This window comes from Streptomyces dengpaensis (genome assembly GCF_002946835.1).
In the GTDB taxonomy this organism is placed as follows: Bacteria; Actinomycetota; Actinomycetes; order Streptomycetales; family Streptomycetaceae; genus Streptomyces; species Streptomyces dengpaensis.
In genome coordinates this window covers 8,521,458-8,541,354 of record NZ_CP026652.1, presented here as the reverse complement: position 1 = coordinate 8,541,354, position 19,897 = coordinate 8,521,458, and the positions used below count along the sequence as shown (strand labels likewise).

Sequence of the window (19,897 nt, the reverse complement as noted above, 5' to 3'; positions counted from 1 at the left end):
GCAACTTGCAGCAGCGGCGTGCTCAGCAGTTCGCTGAAGGGCTCGAGCATGCTCGCCGTCACGTGCGCGAGGTCGGGCATCTGGCCCTCGCGCACACCGGTTCGGCGTGTACGGGAGGGGTTCGATCTGGGGCGGTGGGTGGCCAACCGGCGAGCGGAAGCCGCGGCGTTGACCGTGGAGCAGGCAGCGCAGCTGCGTGAGCTGGACAGGTGGTGGAATCCGCCCTGGCCCGTCGACTGGCAGCGCGCCTGGTATCGAGCCCGGGCCTTCGTTGATCAGCACGGGCCGGTCGATGGCGGGAGCAACCTCGCAGGGCTGCCGACGTGCTGGAGCGGTGGCTGCGCCTGCAGATCAGCCAGTACGGGCACCTGCGCGAGAGCAGCGGTCTGCTCGGTGAGCTCGGCCACACCCAGCGGAGGTGCGGCGTTTCATGCGTGGCCCGGTCGCCGTCGCGCCGCTGCAGACGGCCTGGAGGTTGCGGGCGCCTTCGCTGCCCGGCACGGCCACCTCGCCGTCTCCAAGCCGACCTGCGTCGACGGTTTCGCTCTGGGGCCTGGCTGAACGAGGCGCGCTGCCGCCAGCGCAGCGCCGGCCGTCCCACCCGCCTGGGACGGCAGCTGGACGCCATCGATGCCGGGTGGAACCCGTCCTGGCCGGTGTTTGGCAGCGCACCTGGTGGGCTGCCCGGATCACCTCACCGGGCTCCCCAAGGGGACGGGTGGTGGCCCGATGCTCCCGAACTGAGTACACCGCTGTGTGGCTGCGGGAGCAGTTGGCGCGGCGGCCGCTGTTGCAGCCCGGCCAGCGGAGCATGGTCGAGCAGTTGTTGCCGCTGGCCGGTGAGGCGCCGGTGTGGCAGCCGCGGATCAGCGACGCCGCCTGGCGGGCCGTGTCCGCTCTTCTTCCTCCGCTGTCGCATAGCGGTGGCCGCCGACGCTGCGAGCGACAGATCCTGGAAGCCATCGTCCATATCGCCTGCACGAAGACGACGTGGAGGCGTCTGCCCAGGCTCTGGGGTCCGCTTGGACCTGCCAGCAGCGTTTCGGCCGCTGGCGCGAGGACGGCACCCTTGAGCGCATCTGCCGTGCCGCCTGCCCGAACCCGACACTCGCTGGCAGCGGCCTCTGGCCGCCTGGCTCGTGTCCGCTCCGCATGGTGGCTGAGGAGGGGCGCTGCAGCGGGACAGGCAGCGCGCATCCGGCTCTCTCGTGTGTCGGTGGGTGCTGTGGCGTCCGGCTAAGCGGCCGCCCTCCCCTCGTGGGGCGCGGGTAGTCGGCTGACCGAAGCGGCCACGGTTTCGGTCCGGGCCTTTGGACCAATGCTCGTGGGCCTGGATCCACTTGTCGAGGTTCCTGGCCGGGACGGGACGTCCTGAGAATCCGGACCGCGGCAGCCAGCCACCGCTCCAGATCGACCGCTTTGACCACATGGCAGGCTCTCAGGAAGGCGACGGCCTGCTGGGGGTCTACGGCAGAACGTCGCCGGCGATGATGCGGCGCGCGGTGGTCGCGGGCAGCCGGCCGGGCCCGCAGGCGCGCTCCATCTCGCCGGCGAGGGGTAACCGGCCCACACGTGCTGCCGGCGCAGGGCGCGCAGGAAGTCGGCTGGGGGGCCAGCAGCGTGGGATCGGGTGCCGTGCGAACGTAGTACGGGGCGCGCGTGGCCCGGCGGGCCCTGATCCACAGTTGGCGGGCCTCGTCGATGAGATATCGAGGTAGAAGTCCCGGTCGCTGATGTTCGCGAGGATGAATCCTCGACCGTCTCCCAGGAGGGCACGACAGCGCCGGATGCGGCACGCTCGAACGTCGCGGCAGACACTGATGTGCTGCGTCGAGCCATCTGCTGGTAGGTCATCTGCGCCTGATGCCGGCGTGCGCGCAGGAAGTCGGCGAGCGTCGCCCGGGCGGGCACGGTGCGGTCGACAGGGTTCTCGCGGCGTCCCATCACCACCACCTCAGTTCCCGGCATTGAAGTAGGCGCGCACGATGCGGCTGAGCCGACCGCCGCCGCGGCTCGGCATGACGGCCAGGACGACGACCGCGGCGCCGATGCCTCCGGCTCCCGCCAGCAGCCTCAAAACGTCCTGGACGTTGTGCGCGTCGGGTGCCAGGCAGGCCGCGGTGACGACGAAGGCCACGATCACGAACGCGTGCGGCATGCCTAGCCGAACGGACGGGACGGTGTTCTGTGGCGATGTTGAAGAAGGTGTCGCGGTACGCGACGCAGCCGGGGGCTTGCTGCCCATGAACAATCTCCTGACTACCGTCCGGCGACCAGCCGATCGCCGGACGGTGCTCTATGGCTCCAACCGGGGCCCACCGGTGCGGTCAAGGGGAGTTGGCGCTCCCTGCGCGCAAATGGGCTGCTACTGCCGCCAGTTTCCCAGCCCCTACGCCACTCCTGAGGGGGCATCAGTCAATTGCCTCATCAACGCGCCAACGAGTCCTTTTTGTCGAAGAGGACGTCACCCACGGCGGTTCGAGACCCGCCAGGACGGCCCGGACGGGCCCGGGCAGGCAGAAGTCGCGCAGGTCACGGCGCTGCGAGCGGGCCTACCACGTGCTGCTGACAATGCGTTCCGGGCCGACAATCGAGGAAACGGCGCAGGTCAGGGCGGGTTCCGTAGTCGTTCGGGGCGGATTCGTGGAGGTATTTCGGGTGACAGCTTCGCATGGTGGCGTCCACCAGGGGCAGGGCGCTGGCCTGCGTTGATTCAGGATCACGCCATCCGGGTTTCTCCTTTGCCTCCCTGGAGAGGGAGACTTCTCATCACGGGCAGCCGCGAAACGGCCCGCCCGCCCTGATTGCTACTGGCTCCAACCACTGCAGCAGGGAACGGGCAGGTGTTGGCGCACCTGCCCAGGTGAAGCCGATTCCCGTGCCCGTATGGACGGGACATCGGCTTCACCTGTATCTGTGTCCGTCTCAGGGCCGCAGTTGCCCGGCAGGCTATCCCGGCGTGATTGCCGGGGGCAGCGCCCCGGCCCGCTTCATTCGCAGGTGCCGTCAGGTACTGGCCGACTGCCGTCAGCCCGGCTACGCCGCACCATGGCCTCGGCGCGTCGTGGCCCTGCAAGGACTCCTCCGGCGGCGGGCGCTGCCGTACCTGCGCCACCAAGTTGTGCTGGAAAGCACTGGTGAGCGGGCCGGTCCGGCTGTTCAGCTGAGAACCGCTCGTTCGGGTGGGAGCGGGCAGATCCGTGTGCGTCGTGGAGTCGGCCCCGACTTGAGTGGCGAGGTGACACGAGATGAAGGCGCAGACCGTGCCTTAGGCCGTGCCGGCGAGGTGCACGGGATGCACGGCCTGGCTGTGGAAGTGGCTTTCACCGAGGAGTGGGGCCGCTTCACTCAGCTGCCCTGGGACCTGGCAGCCGGCTCGGTGCGTTTTGAGGAGCTGTCCCCGGTATCGGCTTTCCCGGTGGCGCCTGGGGGCCGCCGTGCGCCCGGATGGTGGTGGTCGGCCACCACCGGTCGGCACGTGGTGCACGGATCCGTCGCAATGCGCACCCAGTTGATGGTGCTGGACCGCGACCCCGAGGTGACCGGCCTGTCCGCACGACCTGCACGGTTCCTGTGGCGGGATCCAGCCGGTGGGGGCGTACGTGCGTGGGTTCCGCAGCTGTTCGCCCGCTACGCGGACGGCACCGGCCTGCTGGCCGACTGTCCCTCCAGCCCCACCGCGGGCAGCGAGCTGACGCAGCGCGCTCGGATGGTGCTGGAGGCGGCGTGCGCGCGGGTGGGCTGGGTCTACCGGAGTCTGGAGCCGCCGGGGGCGGTGAGGACGGCGAATCTGCGGTGGCTGGCCGGCTACCGGCATCCTCGCCACCAGGGACCGTCCTGGCTGCGGTCCGCGCTGGCCGCCGTGTTCGCGGTGCCGCGGCCGCTCGGGGACGGGGTGGCGTTGGCGGGCGATCCGCTGCAGGTCTTACCGGCCCTGTACCACGCCCTGTGGGCCGGGCAGTTGGTGGCGTCGCTCGATGAACCGCTCGGCCAGCAGACGGTGCTCCGCACCTGCGCCGCCAGCGGCAGCGGCAGGCATGCCTCTGCCCTGGCGGCGGGCGCGGGTGGGCGCGGTGAGGGAGGAGCCCGGTGACAGGGCAGCAAGAGCGGTGGCGGCCGGTGGTGGCGGTCGGAGCACATGTTGTCCACCGGGGAGAGACCTGGCAGGTGGCCGCTCTGCAGGGCCAGCAGCTCTGTCTGGTGCAGGAGAACGGTGCCGAGAAGACCCTGCTGATGGGTCATTTGTTCGCCGATCCCGGCTTCGAGGTAGTGGGCGCGCGGGCGCCGCAAGCGGTCCCGCAGTGGGGGTTGTTCGAGACCGTGCCGGCGGCCGCCCAGCAGCGGGCTTTGGCGTGGCTGCCCCACATCCGGGAGGTGGAGACCGGGTGGCCGCATCCGCCAGGAAGCCGCGCCGGCCAGACGATGAGGCCGCAGTACGACCCGAAGCGGTGGACGCTGGCCGAGCGGGACGCTGCCAAGGCCAGGGAACTGACGTTGCTGGGCTTTGCCCGGGTGACCCGCACGACGGTGGAGCGGATGCGGCTCGCCTACCGCCGGCAGGGCCTGTGGGGGCTGGTCGACAAACGCACCGTCCGCTCCGCCCGCCCGGCCGGCCGCGCCGACGAACGGGTCGTGGCCGCGGTACTGGAGGCCTTGCGGCGTCAGCGCGGCCGGTCGAGAGGCACCGTGAAGGGACTGCGGGTGCTGACCGGGCAGATCCTCGACGACCTGCACGGGCCGCAAGCGGTGGCGCTGCCGCCGCCGTCGTCGTTCTACCGGCTGGTCAACGCCCTCGCCGACCCGGCCGAGCTGCCCGGCCGGGCGGCGCACACGGCCACCGCACCCGCCCGCATGCCCTCAGCGCCGCTGGTGCTACGGCCCGGGGAACAGGTGCAGATCGACACCACCCGCCTGGACATCATGGCCGTCCTCGAGGACGGCACCCTCGGGCGGCCGGAGCTGACCATCGCCGTCGACGTCGCCACCCGCTCCATCCTCGCCGCCGTGCTGCGCCCGCACAGCACCAAAGCCGTCGACGCCGCCCTGCTCCTGGCCGAGATGGCCGTCCCCCACCCAGCACGGCCCACCTGGCCTCAGTCGCTGCATCTGTCGCGGGCCGAGGTGCCCTACGAGCGGATGCTGTCGCTGGACGAACGGCTGGAGGGCGCGGCCGCCCGCCCGGTCATCGTGCCCGAGACGATCGTCGTCGACCGCGGCAAGATCTACCTCTCCGCCTGCTTCGTCGCCGCCTGCGAGATGCTCGGAGTGAGCGTGCAGCCCGCCCCACCCCGACGCCCGCAGGCCAAGGCCGTGGTGGAACGGACCTTCGGCGCGATCAACGACCTGTTCTGCCAGCACGTCGCCGGCCACACCGGCTCCAGCCCCCTCAGACGCGGCCCTGACGTGGCCGCCGAGGCACGGTGGACGGTCCCGCAGTTGCAGGACCTCCTCGACGAATGGATCACCTGCGGGTGGCAGAACCGGCCCCACGACGGACTGCGCCACCCCGTCCTGCCCAAGACCGCCCTCACACCGAACCAGATGTGGGCCGCGCTGATCACCCTCAGCGGATACGTCCCCGTGCCGCTGACGGGGGCCGACTACCTCGAACTGCTGCCCGTGCGCTGGCAGCCCATCACCGACCGCGGTATCCGTCTGAACCACCGCACCTACAACCACCCCGTCCTCAACCCCTACCGCGGCCGGCGCTCGCCCCACGCCGGCAAGGACGGCAAGTGGGAAATCCACCACAATCCGCACGACGCCCGCCAGATCTGGATCCGCCTCACCGACGGACAGCTCCACGCAATCCCCTGGATCCACCGCGACCACGTCCACCAGCCCTTCGACGAGCAGACCTGGCGCCACGTCCAGAGCGAAGTCGAACAACGCGCAGGCCGCGACCAGCACGAAGCCGACCTCGCCGACGCACTCGACCAGCTCCTGCGCCGCACCCGCGGCCCCGCAGAAACGGACCACAGCAGCCGTCGCAGGAAAACCCGCCCCACCAGCAGCGCAGCACAGCTGTCCACACTGCCCGACCTGCCAGGTCAGCAAGGAGCACGCGATACACAGACCGCCGACCCGGCCGTAGAGACCGCCGGCCATGCGCCGGTCACCCAGGCAGACAGCGGAACGCACAGTGCGCACGGCGGCCCGACGCCGGGCCTGGACTGGAGCGAGAGCCTGGACGATCCCATCGGCGCCGACCCGGCGACCGGCACCGGCACCGGCACCGGCACCGGCACACACAAACAGGACGGTACGGACATGAGGCCGGCGGGGGTAGACGGATACGGGCTGTGGGACGCCGAAGCGGAGGCCGAGCAATGGTGAACACCCCACCAGGCACAAAAGATGCGCCGTCCGGCCGACACCCGCCAACGACCGACCGGCTGCCTGGTGTCGCGGCACCTACGGACGCCGAGGCCCCTCGCGCGCAGGACCAGTCGGTGACCACCTGGGACGGCTTCCATGCCTTCGCCACCACACCCGCAGCGGCCCCTCCCCCGCCCGGAGCGCCGCCCCGCAGCCTCGCCGAACGCCTCGCCTACCACTCGCGGTTCGTCACCGTACGCACACCGGCCATCGACACCCTCGCCAAGAACGTGCGCACCCTGATGATCCTCGGCCGCCACCAGACCGTCACCGCACGGCCCTCCCTCATCGTCACCGGCCCCGCCGGCGCCGGGAAAACCACCGCCCTGCTGCAGGTCGGCCGCGTCTGCCACCTCGCCCACACCCGACGCCACGGCCCCACAGCCACAGCCGGACACGTCCCCGTCGCCTACGTCCTGGTCCCGCCCGCCGCCACCGCCAAAACCCTCGCCCTCGAATTCGCCCGCTACCTCGGCATCCCCGCCACCACCCGCATGTCCCAGGCCCAGATCACCAGCGCCGTCTGCCACACCTACACAGCCGCCCACGTCGAACTGGTCATGATCGACGAAATCCACCGCCTCAACCCCCGCACCACCACCGGCGCCCAGACCGCCGACTGGATCAAAGACCTCACCGAACGCATCGGCGCCACCTTCATCTACGCCGGCATCGACGTCACCACCACACCCCTGTTCACCGGCGTCCGCGGCGCCCAACTCGCCGGCCGCGCCTCCCTCATCGACTGCGCCGCCTTCCCCGCCCGCCTCGGCGAGGCAGAGCCCTTCCGCGACCTCATCACCGCCATGGAAAACGCACTCGACCTACGCCACCACAAACCCGGCACCCTCCCCCACCTGGCCCCCTACCTCCACGAGCGCACCGCCGGACGCATCGGCAGCCTCGCCCGCCTCATCCGCCAGGCCGCCATCACCGCCATCAGCGACGGCACCGAACGCATCACCAAAACCACCCTCGACGCCATCCGCCTGGACCACCTCGCCGAACAACACCACCGCCCCCGTAAGGGCGGGAACAGCAGCACCCCGTGAACCAGGCCCATGCCGCAACCCTCGCGCAGCGTGGTCGCAGATGGGACGGCCGGCCGGGGGCGCCTCACCCCGGCGGGGGTCCCTCCGGGGTGGACGGCCCGGCTGTCAACCGGCCTTTTCGACCGTGGCGGTGTCTATCCACCTCGCCAAGATGCTGAAAGCGGCGAGCTGCTCCAGGGCCTCGTTCTCTTGAAGTTCCTCGTCCTCTTCGTGGGCGATGGGGTTCCGGATGGCCGCATACACGCCCCGCGCGTAGTTCCCGGCACCGTCGTGACGGTTGCGGAACGTATCGCCTCCGTCGTTCGCACTCAGGCGCAGACGAGGGTGCCCCGCAACGGGTGCGTTGGTAGAGAAGGCGTCGGACAGGAGCTTGGCTTCCGAAGCATCCCTGCGCTCGAGCTTCGCCTGAGCCTGGGCGTTCACCGCCCTCGCAGCAGCTCCGACCGCTTCACGGAAGTGGCCGCTGCCCCACAAGCCCTGCACGCTGCCCCAGACCCATGGATGCAGCGTGGACGCATCGAGCTGGGGCGCACCACTGCCAAGGTTCTCCTGCAGCTCCTGCTCCGCCTCCAGCAGGGCGATCGCACGGTGCGCCGCCTCACGATGGCGCCACATCGGCTGCCTCGCGGCCTCCTCCCACTCCGCGGTTCGCCAGACAGGCAGCACACGGTCCAAAATCTGCTCCACAATCTGCGCCGCAGCCTGCACCTCCGCCTTGGGCTGATCGAACTTGTAGCCCCAAAAACCAACGGTGTTCGGGGCGTCCGGCACGTACGTCACCCGGGCAGTGACGAGGAAAGCCTTCAGCTTTGCGATGGCCCAGTCCTTGTTCATCTGCGTCATGAACCAGATGCTGCCCCACGCCACCGACAACGCCCCTGTCCGCAGAACCGCAGCGTGCCCTCCGCAGGGTCTACGTGCCAGCCTGCGACTTGAACCGCCATACGGCGTGCTCCAGTCCGCCGGGTTCGTGCCCGAGAACAGCGGCAGCCTCTTCGTACGCGGCCCGCAGCTCCTCGTACCGCAGACCCGCGACACCGGCATCCACCGCGAAGTCACGCAGGTGTACGTCCACTGCAACCTGCGACCGACCGACGAGGTTGCCGATGTAGTCGACGCTCTTCGGCCCCACCCCTTTCACCGCGCGCAGAGCGGCGCGATTGTCCTGGTGGTCGAGCCACACATGGAGGTCGTCCCGGGTATCAACACCTCGGGCGACCAGCAATTCGGTGATGGCGTGGGCCGTCGCGACCCTGCTCGGGGCGTTGAAGTCCATGGCGGCGGCAAGGTCTTCCGCAGCGATCCGTGCCTGAAAGCCGCGGACTGTGACGGCATCAGGCCACACCGACTGCAGCCGGAGAAGCCGCGGCCGGATAGTCGATCGGTACGGCCGCCGCGCATGGAAGCTGGCATCGCAGATGACAGCGCCCATGTGCGTCCAGCCACCGGGCGAGTGGAATGGGCCGTCACCGAGGACAGACCGAACGTAGTCCGCGAGCAGCTAAGCAGGTCTAGGAGTGGACATGCACCCAATGATCGTGCCCTGGTCCACCGCGCGTGCCGAGACCGAACATTGGAAGGCGCAGCTGACACAGTGGCGGACGATCCGTCTGCCGCCGCCAGCGGTCAGCGTCGCGCATACAGCCTCAGCTGCCGACGGTGCGGCCTGTCTGCGCCCAACGGCCGTCCGGAGTGACCCCGAAGCTCAGTCGCCAAGGCTTGTGCCCCTCAGCTTCGCAGTCGGCCCACAGCCTGATCGTCGCGTCCTGGTACTGCTGCCGCCAACGTTCTTCACCATCAGCGCCTTCGTACCAAGTCGGCTTTGCAGAAGGGTCAAGGGCCAGCCTGGTGCGGTCGCCTGCTTCCAGTGGGAATGGTGCGTTACTCCGACCGAGTCGGTCAGCACCGTCGATGCCGGGCCGGAACCGGTAGGGACCCCAGATGATCCCTGCGATCTCGTCAGGCGTCGGACCGCCGGCAAGGCTGAGCACCCGGGAACGGTCGAAGTCGTCACGGATGGTGAGTCGTACGCTGAGTCGGCCCAGTTGGGCCGGCCCATCAAAGCGGACGTAGAGCAGCCCATCCGACTGCTCCAGTTTCAGCCGGAGCTGCGGAGTCAGAGCGTTGTGCCAGCGGTCCCTCTCGATCTGAGCAACGGATGCCGCGGTGTCGTTTGCCTGACGTGAGGCCTGCCAAGCACCGAACGCAGCGAGCCCGCTGAACGCGGCTGCAAGGGCCGCGATGGATGTGTCTGCAATGCCCATGCGGGACTGTAACCCAGCTGGAGTAGCAGCCATCAGGCGCACCACTACACCCACAGGAAACTCAAGATCATTCCCACCCAACTACAAGACCCCAGGCCAACCACCCGAACACCCAAACCGAACACCCCAGCAGGCCAACCCACTTACACCCGACAGGGACCGCTCCCCCACCTCAAAATCCCAACTGGAAAACGGGACACCAGACCAGAACAGCCACGCCCCCTGAAGATCACTGCTCCGTCACAGCCATCACCCGCGTGCAACAGGTCAACCGGGCTTTGGACTGCTCACTGGAAAGGGAGACGGAGCACCTCATCAACGAACTGCTCAACCACTCGCGTACGCCAGCGCGCAACGTCCTCTAAGCCTCGATCCACCGAGTGACTCGCGTCCTGTGGATGAGTAATCAAGAAGAGGTGCCTGCTGACCTGCGATGATGGGAGTTCTGACGCTTCCAGCACGCACAATCAGCAAGGCACCTCGTAGATGCAAGTTTCCCACACTCCAGCAGCGGTCTCCGCTGTGTTCGATGACCCGAATCTGATCGCACATGCCGGGCTGGTCCCGGTGATGCGGCTGGCCGAGCGGTGCGGCCTGCCGCGACTGGTGGCTGCGAAGGTGAAGCTGACCGGAGCCAGGAACGGTGCGGGGGCTGCGGCGGAAGCCAAGGTCACCAGCATCGTGGGCGGCATGGCTGCGGGCGCGGACAGCATCGACGACCTTCACATCCTGCGGCACGGTGCGATGCCGGCCGTGTTCGCGGGTATCCGCGCCCCGTCCACGCTGGGCACCTTCCTTCGCGCGTTCACCCACGGTCACGCCCTCCAACTCCACGCCGTCCACCGCAGATTCCTGGCCGCGCTGGCCGCGCACACTCCACTGCTGCCCGGCGCCGACGCGATGGCGTTCATCGATGTCGACTCCACCCACAAACGCGTCTACGGCCGGACCAAGCAGGGCGCCGAGTACGGCCGGTTCAAAGGCATCCGCACCCTGCACCCTCTCCTCGCCACGATCTGCACCCCGCACGCGCGGCCGGTGATCGCCGGGGTCCGGATGCGACGCGGCAAAGCAGCCGACTCCCGGGGCGCCCCGAAATTCGTGAGCGAGGCCCTGGCCACCGCCGTCGAGGCCGGCTGCACCGGCATGCGCATTCTGCGGGCCGACTCGCAGTTCTACAACGCCGGGGTGATCGCCGCCTGCCACCGGGCCGGAGCCCACTTCTCGATCACCACCGGCATGAACCCCTCCATCAAACGAGCCGTCCACAGCATTCCCGACGACGCCTGGCAACACATCAGTTACCCGACCGCGGTGCCCGACCCCGAGACCGGTGAACTCATCTCGGACGCCGAAGTCGCCGAGATACCCCAATACAGCGCCTTCGCGAGCCGCAAAAGGAGCGAGCGGGTCACCGCCCGGCTGATCGTGCGCCGCGTCCGTGACCTGGCCAAACCCGCCGTCATGGGTGAACAGGGCGAGCTGTTTCCCGTCTGGCGCTACCACCCCTTCTTCACCGACCAGCCCGCCGCAACCCTGCAAGCCGAGCGGGAACACCGGCACCACGCGGTGGTCGAGCAGGTCATCGCCGACACCAAAGCCGGCGCCCTGACCCACCTGCCCTCCGGGCACTTCCACGCCAACGCCGCCTGGCTGACCCTGTGGGCGATGACCTACAACCTGCTGCGGGCCACCGGTGCACTGACCTCGCCCTTCCATACCAAGGCCACCACCGCCACCCTCCGCAGCCACCTGGTTCAGGTCCCGGCCCGGATCGCCCGCTCCGCACGACGCATCACCCTGCACCTGCCACACAACTGGCCCTGGCAGCACGCCTGGACACACCTCTTCGACACTGTCCACGACCCACCCGCACCGGCCTGATCCCCCCTGACCACCCCGCCCGCCAGGGCCCGACCGGAACCGAACCCGTGGAAAAGCTGGGCAGACCAGCAGCTACAACCTGCCCATCCACGACCACCGACCGAAACCAGCCCACAAAACGACCAAGAGATCATCTTCAGAGCGCGTCGGTGGATCGAGGCTAAGAGGCCCACACCCATCAGGTGCGGGCCTCCAACACTGGGTCTCAACACTTCGCCCGTGGTGAATTCAGAAGGGAGGTTCAACGCGCCGACTACCCCCGGCGTACCTCAGCAGGCGGGGTGTTGCGCCGCCCCGGAAAGTGAACTCGGCGGCGGTCCGAACTCCAGGCGTACCGAGTCGTTGCGGGGGATGACCAGAGCGACTCCATCGGCCCGTGTCCATCGGTAGGGCAGGAGGACGTACTGATTGCCGGACTGCAGGATGAGCGCGAGTCCGTCGTAGCGGTAACCGTAGGCGGCTTTGCCTTTACCGCAGCGGGTCTCGCGTACGCCGGGAGCGCTGATGCTGAGGCTGCGCTCGCTGTAGAGCACGGCGGACGGGTAGTCCGAGAGGCCAGCCACGAAACGCTGTGCCCGAGTCACGCCCACTGAGGCGGCGTAGTCATTGGCGGCCCAGACAAGTCCGAGCCCCACGAGTACGAAGACGACCGCCCATTCGGCGAGGGCGGCCCATTCGGGCCGTGTGGCGGGCCGGGGCGGGGCGGTGTTGGAGGTGCCGCTGTTCGGGGTGCTGTCGGTGTTGGAGGGCGCGGCGGAGTCGTCGTTCTGGCCGACCGCGTTGCTCTGACTATCCGCGTGGTCGTCGGATGCGGTCGCGTTCGTCGCGACCGTACGTCTGAGGTGCAGGGCGTACGCCAAGAGTGACACTCCGACGGACAGGCTCAGCGGGGCCAACGCGAGGACGCGGTTGAGGAAGGTCCTCGTGAACGTCGACCAAAGTCCCCCGAGAGCCAACAGGAATCCGAGACCCGCCACGGTCGATATCACGTAGCGCAGAACAGGTGGCCGCACACCCGTTGCGAGTCTGTGCCGCAACAGATCGTGCCCCCAGAACGCAAGCAGGCCGACAGTCGCAGTCACCGTCATCGGCACCCACAGGGCGTCCAGACTGCGCATCAGATAGTCCGCCGTGCCGAAGCCGAGGACGGTGGAGTTCACTCTGAAGTACGCGAAGAACCAGTACGCGTGGTAGTAGCCGAAGTAGTAGAGCAGCGCGGTGACCAGGCTCGTCGGCGCGGCGATCGCACCGACGATCGTTCCGAGCCGCCCGAGGCCGCCGGCGCCTTCGTTCATGTGGTGGGGACGGTCTCGATGGAAGGCGAGGGCTCATCGTCCGGTGAGCCGCCCGACTCGCCCGTCTCACCAGTCGCGCCCGTCTCACCAGTCGCGCCGGACTCTCCGGTCTCGCCTGGCCCGCCGGTCTCCGAGGCGCAGACGCCGACCACATACACGGTCCTCTGCCGCTTGACCCAGGTGTCCGCCGCGGGCTCCACGTGGTCGTAGCCGCACGGGCCGTTGCTGGGTTGGCCCTCCTCCGTGCGGTAGACGCGCACGAGATTCACGCAGAGGGTGCCGTCTTTGCACTCCGTGATGAACAGGTCCTTGATCTCAGCCCAGTTGTCCTTGCCCGCATCGGTGCTGTCGTCGAACAGGAAACCATTCTTGCCCCACTCCGGGATCTTCAGCGGCCCTGGTTTGGCGCCTCCGCCACCATCTGCGCCGCCTCCGTCCCCACTCCCACCGCCCCCGCCGCTTCCGGGGGCCGGCATCCCGCCGCCGCTGGTTCCGCTGTCAGCACTGCCGCCCGCATCGTCCCCCGTGTCCCCACAGGCCAGTGCTGTCGGCACGCAGAGGAGAAGGACAACGGCCAGGCGGGCAGCGCTTGTTGATGTCCACATATCACATCACCGATCCCCCGAAAATGCGCGGCATCCGGAGAATGGCATACACGGGAACCCTGCGTACAGGCAATCGCTCAGCCGACGGTGATGGAGTTCAGCATCTGGCGCAGGTACGCGTGGGTATCGACCGGCTCGTACGCCACCTTGCCGATCGGTGCCGGGACCGATTCCACCAGAGTGCCCGGGGACTCGTTGAAGAGACCACGGACCTCGGTCCTCGGCGGGGGCGTCGGCAGATCGGGCCCGGTCGTACAGCGGCGCGCCGGTCGCGGCCGGCCGCGCTGGCGGAGGTGGGCAGCGACAGCGACTCGCTGACCGGGTACAGGCTGAACGTGTCGCGGCGGCCCGCGCCGTCGCGGCACTCGACTGTGGCGCAGACCGGTCCGCCCGGCTGACAAGGCGGCGCGGCGGGATCCTCCCTGAGGAGGCGGACGCCCGGGCTGGCTGCGCAGGCCGGATGCTCGTCAGATGACTGCCTGGCATACCCCCGCTTTGGCCCGCATTCGCCTGTGGGCATGCGCCGTGGGCTGGGTGGCCTCGGTACAGTGAGCGCCCACATCGTGCAAGACACGCGAGAGATCGGTTCCATCGGCAGGTGTCGTGGCGGGTGGTGCTGCACATGGAGATACCTCTCGTGCGGCGCCATCTGTCGCCACACGTGGCGGCCTGTCCGACACCCGGGTGAGTGTTCGACGCAGCATGCGCAGAGCCCGGCGCTGCAGCGTCTTGACGGCGCCTTCAGTCTTGCCCATGACGCGGACGGTCTCTCCCACGGACAGACCAGCGAGAAAGCACAGGGTCAGGCACCCCTGCTGCGATGCGCCCAATTGAGCAATGGCCTGGAGAAGCACGGCGCGATGGCCGGAGCAGGGCTCTGAAGGGCTCAGTGAGGGGCTGGTGTCAAGTATGTCATCGGCCGTGACCTGGAGCCGGAAGCGGCTGTCCTTGCGTTGGTCGGTCACAAGTCCACGGGCGATGGTCATCAGCCAGGCGCTGAAGTCCCGGTGCTGCCAAGTGAACTGATGGATGTTACGCAAGGCGTTCAGGAAGGTCTGTGCGGTGAGCTCCTCGGCGGTGTCCTTCTGGCCAACACGCAGGTAGAGGTAGCGGTAGACGGTGTCGGCGTGTTCGTCGTAGAGGCTGGCGAAGGCCTCCCGGTCGCCGGACTGTGCTCGTTCGACGGGTGTGGTGATCACGGCTGGCTGCGGCGCAGGAACGGTCTCGGCTGCCGGTGTACGGCGTTCGCCGGTCGGGCGACGAGCGTGCGCGGCTGTGGCGGAGTCCGGCTGGGGCGTGAGGAGTCCCTTACTGACTCCGGCGTTTCGGGGTCAGTCCAGTCTGTTGAGGCGCAGGACCCGTCGTGATCGATCGGCCGGGTGCTCTAGCCGGTAACCGTGTGGCGGTTCAGCAGCGCCGCGCACCACTGGAAGTGGCCGTCGCTGCCGTCCGGGCTGAACAGGTCGTAGGTGGTCAGGGCGTATGCCGCCTGGTACAGCGCGAGCACTTTTGCGTCGTACCCAAGCGCTGACGAGAAAAGGTTGGTCAGCTCGGCCATGTGGTGCTCCGCGTCGGGTCCGTACATGTCCCAGATCGCCGCCGTCACTGCCGCCTCGAACGCAGGGTCACCGGCTGTGGTGAAGAAGCCGAAGTCCAAGACCGCCACCGGGACTGCGGCGTCGTCGACGTGGATGTTGGGCGGGACCAGATCGCCGTGGATGGCGGTGACGGGGGTCGTCGGCAGGGCTCGCAACGATTCGGTGGTCCACTCGACCGCCCAGGACAACCGGGGCACCGCCGCGGCGAGCACGTTCCAGTGTCGGCGGGCGCCACGCTCGGCCAGAGCGGCGAGCGCGTCGGGGAAGCGGGTGTGACCGTCCCACAGCGGGCGGTCGTCGCCCTGGACGGCCAGCCGCCGCATCGCGGGTGATCCCGGTACAGACGCCAGGCCGCGCAGCACAGTGAGCAGGGCATCGGTCTCGCGCGCGGGCAGGTCCCGGGCCGGAGGCGTGTTCCCGGCGCCGCCTCGTAGCGGCGACCCGGGCAGCTCGCGCTCGTAGGTGACAAGCACGCCGTCACGCTCCTCGGTGGCCAGGATCTGCGGAGTGGCAAAAGGCAGCGGGTGTGCGGCGATGCCCTGGTAGACCTCACGAATCAGGCCGAAACCGGCCGGCGGCCGCCCGCTCCACACCTTGGCGACCAAGCCCTCGCCGAGCCGGTAGACCGCGCCTTCGACGCCCGCGGCCAGCGGTTGCGGGGCGCGGTGGCCCCGCGCGGCAAAGTAGGCCAGCCAGTCGTCACTGTGCCGTTGAAGGTATTCCGCCATGGCTGCAGTACATCCTGTCCGACGTGTCCCGTGCACCTCCATTACTGCCTCCTGCGTGCGGGCGGCCAGGTTGGCCAGGCTCCGCTTGATATGCGCCCACAAGCCCTCCACCGGATTCAGTTCGGGCGCGTACCCGGGCAGCAGGACCACCGTTAGCCACTCTCGCTCGGCCACCAGAGCCTTCATCGTCTTGGACAGGTGGGTGCTCAGCCGGTCCCACACTACGATCAGCGGGGCCTTCAGTAGATGGTGGGCGCCGTCCAGCAGGCGGATGTAGTCGCTCTCGCCGAGAGAGCGGCGCTCGCCCTTGTGGCCTGTGTGCCAGCGCAGCCGGTAGCACAGACGGGCGGGCAGGCCCGGTTTGAAGCAAAGCAGCCCGGCCGCCGACAGTCGGCCCCGGCTGCGGCCGGGCACCTTCACGGTCGGGGTGATGCCGCGCCTGCCCCAGGTGCGGCCCTTGGGCGGACGGCCGGTCACACCCGTTTCGTCCTCGAAGCAGATGAAGGCGCCAGTCGCCGCCCGGGAGGTTTTACCTCCTGCCAGGTCACCTCCCGCCATGCGGTGATTGCGTCCTCATCGCGTTCAACTGCGGGCCGGGCGGGCATCTGCACGCTGTAGCCCATGCGGTGCAGCAGCCGGGTGACGGCGGAGACGCTGTAGGAGAGGTGGAACTTCCGGCCGATCAGCGTGCGCACCCGGGCGGCTGTCCATACCTGGTCGTCCGCCCAGCCTTGGGCGGCTGGCCCCTCGTCCAGCCAGCCGGCGAGCTTGGCCTGCAGGTGCGGGCCGAGACGACAGTCGGAGCCGGATGGGCCCCGGGAACGCAGCGCCTTACGGCCGCCAGCCTTCCAGGAGCGGCGCCACTGGTAGACCGACTTCTCACTCACCCGTAACTCCCGTGCGACGCACGGGACTTTTACGCCCTCCTGGAAGAGGTCAGCGGCCCGCATCCGTACGTCTTCCCGGCGCTTGCGCTGCTGGGCGGTCAGCCCGCCCCCATCTGGATACCGCATGCCTCCGGCGTACCAGCCCGGACAGATCGCGTCACCGGTCCCGACACAGATCCAAACCCCAAGACGCCGAAGTCAGTAAGCCGGCGTCGGGCGTGCACCAGGTGCGCGCGTACGGTGCTCTCGGCGATCCCCAGGCTGCCCGCGATGTCGCTGATCTTCCAGCCCTCGAAGTAGTGCAGCGTGGTGACGGTTCGTTGCATGTCGGGCAGGCGCTTGAGATGCGTGATGAGGGTGACGTAGTCGTTGACTTCTCCCCCTCGTGAACGAGGGAGATTCTCACGGCTTGCGCTGTGAGGTTTTCTGCTTCGTCGCCGACTGCCCGCCCGGAGTGCTCCGTTGAGGTCTTAGTAGCTGTTGTCGTACCGAACCTGAGGTCGGCGTTTTCGCTGGTCGGGCATAGGGCGGGCGTTCCCGTGGGAGTGGTGGCGTGTCGTCGCTTCGGTGGAGGTCGTGGATGCCGTCGGTCGTGGGGTTGCTGGAACAGCGCGAGGTCGCCGCCCGCCGTCGCGTGGATGGGCTGAGGGAGGAGGCCGACCGCATCCAGGCCGAACTGGCCGTGGCCGAGCGGGAATGGCGGGAGTGGGCCATCGCCCGCTCACGGGTCGGCGAGGTGCTGGCCCCGGTGGACGAGCCCGGGCAAGGCCACGCCCAGGCCGTTGGGACAGCGCCCGCCATGGGGCAGGCCGAGGAGACATCGTCAGCGCCGACCGCGGCGAAGTCGAAGTCGCAGGTGCCGGTGTGGCGTGAGGGGCTGGCCTGGTCGGTGCTGTCGGTGGATTACCAGCGCATTCTGCAGGCGCTCGCGGACCGTCTCCGGCTCCATCAAGGGCCGCTGACCTGCCAGGAGATGGCCGTCTCGTTCGGGATGGACGTGGTGCCGGCGCGGGTGGAGGCACTGCGGTCGAAGGCGAAACGCCTGGTCGCGCGCGGCTGGCTGGCCGAGCCCGCGCCGGGCCGGTTCACCCTCGCGCAGGGTGTGGCCGGGCCAGGCGGCGCGTCATGAGCAGGATCATCGACCAGTAGACCATCGCTTCGGCGCTGGTGGTGCGGCGTTCGTAGTCGCGTGCCAGGCGGCGGGTGCGCATCAGGTGGGCGAAGAACCGCTCGACGATCCACCGCTTGGGCAGCACCACGAACCCCTTCTGGTCGTCGCTGCGTCTGACGATCGCCAGGACCAGCGCGAGCGTGGCCAGGCAGTACTCGACGAGGCTGCCGGTGTAGCCGCCATCAGCCCAGACCAGGGCCAACCGATGGTGCGCGTCCGCGACTTGGTGCAGCAGGACCCGGGCGGCGGCGCGGTCGCCGGTGTCCGCAGCGGTGACCATCACCCCCAGCAGCAGGCCGAGCGTGTCGACCACGACGTGCCGCTTGCGCCCGTTGATCAACTTGCCGCCGTCGAACCCGCGGCTGTCAGAGCCGACGACGGCGTCCGCCTTGACCGACTGCGAGTCGATCACACCGGCCGTCGGCTCCGCGTCGCGGCCCAACTTCTCGCGGACCTTGGCGCGCAGCCGGTCGTGGAACTCCTTGACCATGCCGTGGTCGCGCCAGCGGCGGAAGAACGCATACACCCGGTCCCACGGCGGGAAGTCGGCCGGCATCGCCCGCCACTTGATGCCATTGTCGACCAGGTAGCGGATCGCATCGAGTATCGCCCGGTGGCAGTACGCCTCCGGCTGCCCTCCCCGTCCGCGCATCCAGCCAGGCACCGGCAGCAACGGCCGGATGGCCGCCCACTCCGCGTCCGTCATGTCCGTCGGATAACGCGGCTGCCGCACCCCGTTGTCGGCGGCGTTTCCGAACCGGTGAGCCAGACAGTCACACTCCAGCATGACTGAACTGGACTGCCCGCCCGTCGACACGGAACACTGCGGCACCAGGGCCTCCTGATGTTGCTCGGTGATTCGACACCAACGAGCTGTTCAGGAGGCCCTGCTCGTATGCGCCGAGCACCCCGCGACCACCCAATCGGGACTCCCGTGCGATCGACAAACCCCAAGATCGGTACGACAACAGCTACTTACACCGGCTCCACAGACAGAAGCCGCCAGCCCGGCGGCCTTGAGGTTGATGGCCGCATTCACGTCCCGGTCATGAGCCGTCCCGCAGCCCTCGCACGTCCAGGTGCGGACGTTGAGCGGCATCTTCTTGGCGAGGGTGCCGCAGGCGGAACACAGCTTGGAGGAGGGGAACCAGCGGTCGACGGCGACCAGGTTTCTTCCGTACCAGGCTGCTTTGTACTCCAGCATGGAGCGCATCATGGTCCAGCTCGCGTCACTGATGGCGCGGGCCAGCGAGTGGTTCTTGACCATAGTGCGGACCGTCAGGTCCTCGATCACGATCGTTTGATTTTCACGAACGAGCCGAGTGGTCAGCTTGTGCAGGTGGTCCCGGCGCCGGTCAGCGATCCGGGCATGGATCCTGGCAACCTTGCGGCGCGCCTTGGCCCGGTTCGCACCGTCGCCGGTGGGCTTGCGGGACAACTCTCGCTGAACCTTCGCCAGGCGGACCCGGTCCCTGCGCTCGAACTTCGGGTTGGTGACCTTCTCCCCGGTGGACAGCGTCACCAGGCTGGTGATCCCCGCATCGACCCCGACCACCGCATCCGTGACCGGGAGCGGCTTCACGGACGCGTCCTCACACAGCATCGAGACGAACCAGCGTCCCGCCGGATCCTGCGAGACGGTCACCGTCGTCGGCACCGACCCCTCGGGCAGAGGACGGGACCACACGATCTCCAGCGGGTCCGTCATCTTCGCCAGCGTCAGAACGCCGTTGCGGTACCGGAACGCCGACGAGGTGTACTCGGCCGAGCGGCGGGACTTCTTCCTGGACTTGAAGCGCGGGTACTTGCCTCGCTTCTGCCAGAAGTTGACGAACGCCCCTTGCAGGTGCCGCAGGCACTGCTGCAACGGCACGGAAGAGACCTCGGACAGGTAGGCCAGCTCCTCGGTCTTCTTCCACACCGTCAGCATCGCCGACGTCGCGTTGTAATTGACCCGCTCCTGCCGCCGCGTCCATGCCTCCGTGCGGGCGGCCAGCGCCAGGTTGTCGGGTAGGCGGAGCATGTTGCCATGCTC

General features: G+C 68.8%; 18 protein-coding genes and 2 pseudogenes. 6 read left to right on the top strand and 14 right to left on the bottom strand.

The features are described 5' to 3' along the window. The first annotated feature begins 430 nt into the window (after positions 1-430). On the top strand, positions 431-1,240 hold the full coding sequence (locus C4B68_RS44980; protein WP_420824032.1) for a transposase: 810 nt from the start codon (positions 431-433) through the stop codon (positions 1,238-1,240). Here C4B68_RS44980 and C4B68_RS44975 read toward each other — a convergent pair. Both C4B68_RS44975 and C4B68_RS39945 read right to left on the bottom strand, forming a co-directional pair. Continuing rightward, complete coding sequence (locus C4B68_RS44975) at positions 1,237-1,944, bottom strand: helix-turn-helix domain-containing protein (protein ID WP_167459268.1); 708 nt, start codon at positions 1,942-1,944, stop codon at positions 1,237-1,239. The genes C4B68_RS44980 and C4B68_RS44975 overlap by 4 nt on opposite strands. Positions 1,945-1,954: 10 nt before the next feature. Then, positions 1,955-2,158: a hypothetical protein gene (locus tag C4B68_RS39945; RefSeq protein WP_099506670.1), complete on the bottom strand. Its 204-nt coding sequence runs from the start codon at positions 2,156-2,158 to the stop codon at positions 1,955-1,957. 1,137 nt (positions 2,159-3,295) lie between these two features. Here C4B68_RS39945 and C4B68_RS39940 point away from each other — a divergent pair. The 3 genes from C4B68_RS39940 (at position 3,296) to C4B68_RS39930 (ending at position 7,430) form a co-directional block, all read left to right on the top strand. Then, entirely contained in the window at positions 3,296-4,093 is a 798-nt protein-coding gene (locus C4B68_RS39940) for a TnsA-like heteromeric transposase endonuclease subunit (RefSeq protein ID WP_099506676.1), read from the top strand. Further along, the gene (locus C4B68_RS39935) at positions 4,090-6,336 is read left to right on the top strand and encodes a Mu transposase C-terminal domain-containing protein (RefSeq protein ID WP_240634643.1); all 2,247 of its coding nucleotides are present in this window, start codon (positions 4,090-4,092) and stop codon (positions 6,334-6,336) included. The genes C4B68_RS39940 and C4B68_RS39935 overlap by 4 nt, the downstream gene beginning before the upstream one ends. A 116-nt stretch (positions 6,337-6,452) precedes the next feature. After that, entirely contained in the window at positions 6,453-7,430 is a 978-nt protein-coding gene (locus tag C4B68_RS39930; protein ID WP_167459267.1) for a TniB family NTP-binding protein, read from the top strand. 105 nt (positions 7,431-7,535) lie between these two features. Here C4B68_RS39930 and C4B68_RS39925 read toward each other — a convergent pair whose 3' ends face one another. The 3 genes from C4B68_RS39925 to C4B68_RS41535 all read right to left on the bottom strand — a co-directional run bounded on the left by C4B68_RS39925 (position 7,536) and on the right by C4B68_RS41535 (position 9,694). Beyond that, a complete protein-coding gene (locus tag C4B68_RS39925) occupies positions 7,536-8,273 on the bottom strand; it encodes a TIGR02391 family protein (RefSeq protein ID WP_143674578.1) in 738 nt (245 codons plus the stop codon). A gap of 70 nt (positions 8,274-8,343) precedes the next feature. Then, positions 8,344-8,862 (bottom strand): HhH-GDP family DNA glycosylase, encoded by a 519-nt coding sequence (locus C4B68_RS39920; RefSeq protein WP_180289410.1) that lies wholly within the window; start codon positions 8,860-8,862, stop codon positions 8,344-8,346. 214 nt (positions 8,863-9,076) lie between these two features. Further along, positions 9,077-9,694, bottom strand: coding sequence for a hypothetical protein (locus tag C4B68_RS41535; RefSeq protein ID WP_143674580.1), 618 nt, complete (start codon positions 9,692-9,694; stop codon positions 9,077-9,079). 486 nt (positions 9,695-10,180) lie between these two features. Between C4B68_RS41535 and C4B68_RS39915 the strand changes: the two genes are divergently transcribed. Beyond that, positions 10,181-11,578 carry an IS1380 family transposase gene (locus C4B68_RS39915; RefSeq protein WP_099506841.1) on the top strand — a complete coding sequence of 466 codons (1,398 nt, stop codon included), beginning with the start codon at positions 10,181-10,183 and terminating at the stop codon, positions 11,576-11,578. A 269-nt stretch (positions 11,579-11,847) separates the two neighbouring features. On the opposite strand, the gene C4B68_RS39910 is transcribed toward C4B68_RS39915, so the two are convergent. From C4B68_RS39910 to C4B68_RS39875, 7 genes and pseudogenes are all read right to left on the bottom strand, one after another. After that, complete coding sequence (locus C4B68_RS39910) at positions 11,848-12,873, bottom strand: hypothetical protein (RefSeq protein WP_099506801.1); 1,026 nt, start codon at positions 12,871-12,873, stop codon at positions 11,848-11,850. After that, entirely contained in the window at positions 12,870-13,427 is a 558-nt protein-coding gene (locus C4B68_RS39905; RefSeq protein ID WP_099506800.1) for a hypothetical protein, read from the bottom strand. Before C4B68_RS39905 ends, C4B68_RS39910 begins: the two co-directional genes overlap by 4 nt. A 128-nt stretch (positions 13,428-13,555) precedes the next feature. Continuing rightward, positions 13,556-13,672 (bottom strand): annotated as a pseudogene (locus C4B68_RS39900) (isopenicillin N synthase family dioxygenase); the annotation flags it as partial. Positions 13,673-13,945: 273 nt separating this feature from the next. Continuing rightward, positions 13,946-14,677 (bottom strand): RNA polymerase sigma factor, encoded by a 732-nt coding sequence (locus tag C4B68_RS39895; protein ID WP_099506799.1) that lies wholly within the window; start codon positions 14,675-14,677, stop codon positions 13,946-13,948. 185 nt (positions 14,678-14,862) lie between these two features. Next, the gene (locus tag C4B68_RS39890; protein WP_420824040.1) at positions 14,863-15,873 is read right to left on the bottom strand and encodes a phosphotransferase family protein; all 1,011 of its coding nucleotides are present in this window, start codon (positions 15,871-15,873) and stop codon (positions 14,863-14,865) included. Then, a pseudogene (locus C4B68_RS44970) lies at positions 15,859-16,817 on the bottom strand (IS630 family transposase); the annotation flags it as partial. The pseudogene C4B68_RS44970 and the gene C4B68_RS39890, both read right to left, overlap by 15 nt. Then, on the bottom strand, positions 16,790-17,044 hold the full coding sequence (locus C4B68_RS39875; RefSeq protein ID WP_257217560.1) for an RNA polymerase sigma factor: 255 nt from the start codon (positions 17,042-17,044) through the stop codon (positions 16,790-16,792). The pseudogene C4B68_RS44970 and the gene C4B68_RS39875, both read right to left, overlap by 28 nt. Positions 17,045-17,271: 227 nt before the next feature. On the opposite strand from C4B68_RS39875, the gene C4B68_RS39870 reads away from it, so the two are divergent. Beyond that, on the top strand, positions 17,272-17,820 hold the full coding sequence (locus C4B68_RS39870; protein WP_099506796.1) for a hypothetical protein: 549 nt from the start codon (positions 17,272-17,274) through the stop codon (positions 17,818-17,820). Here C4B68_RS39870 and C4B68_RS39865 read toward each other — a convergent pair. Together C4B68_RS39865 and C4B68_RS39860 are read right to left on the bottom strand one after the other, a co-directional pair. Next, positions 17,777-18,649 (bottom strand): IS5 family transposase, encoded by an 873-nt coding sequence (locus C4B68_RS39865; protein WP_104880077.1) that lies wholly within the window; start codon positions 18,647-18,649, stop codon positions 17,777-17,779. The genes C4B68_RS39870 and C4B68_RS39865 overlap by 44 nt on opposite strands. Positions 18,650-18,739: 90 nt before the next feature. After that, complete coding sequence (locus C4B68_RS39860) at positions 18,740-19,885, bottom strand: RNA-guided endonuclease InsQ/TnpB family protein (protein WP_240634641.1); 1,146 nt, start codon at positions 19,883-19,885, stop codon at positions 18,740-18,742. Positions 19,886-19,897 lie beyond the last annotated feature (12 nt).

Coding starts and splice junctions, on each gene's coding strand:
- C4B68_RS44980 (WP_420824032.1), top strand. CDS start 431: ATGCGTGGCCCGGTCGCCGTCGCGCCGCTGCAGACGGCCTGGAGGTTG.
- C4B68_RS44975 (WP_167459268.1), bottom strand. CDS start 1,944: ATGGGACGCCGCGAGAACCCTGTCGACCGCACCGTGCCCGCCCGGGCG.
- C4B68_RS39945 (WP_099506670.1), bottom strand. CDS start 2,158: ATGCCGCACGCGTTCGTGATCGTGGCCTTCGTCGTCACCGCGGCCTGC.
- C4B68_RS39940 (WP_099506676.1), top strand. CDS start 3,296: ATGCACGGCCTGGCTGTGGAAGTGGCTTTCACCGAGGAGTGGGGCCGC.
- C4B68_RS39925 (WP_143674578.1), bottom strand. CDS start 8,273: ATGACGCAGATGAACAAGGACTGGGCCATCGCAAAGCTGAAGGCTTTC.
- C4B68_RS39920 (WP_180289410.1), bottom strand. CDS start 8,862: ATGGGCGCTGTCATCTGCGATGCCAGCTTCCATGCGCGGCGGCCGTAC.
- C4B68_RS41535 (WP_143674580.1), bottom strand. CDS start 9,694: ATGGGCATTGCAGACACATCCATCGCGGCCCTTGCAGCCGCGTTCAGC.
- C4B68_RS39915 (WP_099506841.1), top strand. CDS start 10,181: ATGCAAGTTTCCCACACTCCAGCAGCGGTCTCCGCTGTGTTCGATGAC.
- C4B68_RS39910 (WP_099506801.1), bottom strand. CDS start 12,873: ATGAACGAAGGCGCCGGCGGCCTCGGGCGGCTCGGAACGATCGTCGGT.
- C4B68_RS39870 (WP_099506796.1), top strand. CDS start 17,272: ATGCCGTCGGTCGTGGGGTTGCTGGAACAGCGCGAGGTCGCCGCCCGC.
- C4B68_RS39865 (WP_104880077.1), bottom strand. CDS start 18,649: ATGCTGGAGTGTGACTGTCTGGCTCACCGGTTCGGAAACGCCGCCGAC.
- C4B68_RS39860 (WP_240634641.1), bottom strand. CDS start 19,885: ATGCTCCGCCTACCCGACAACCTGGCGCTGGCCGCCCGCACGGAGGCA.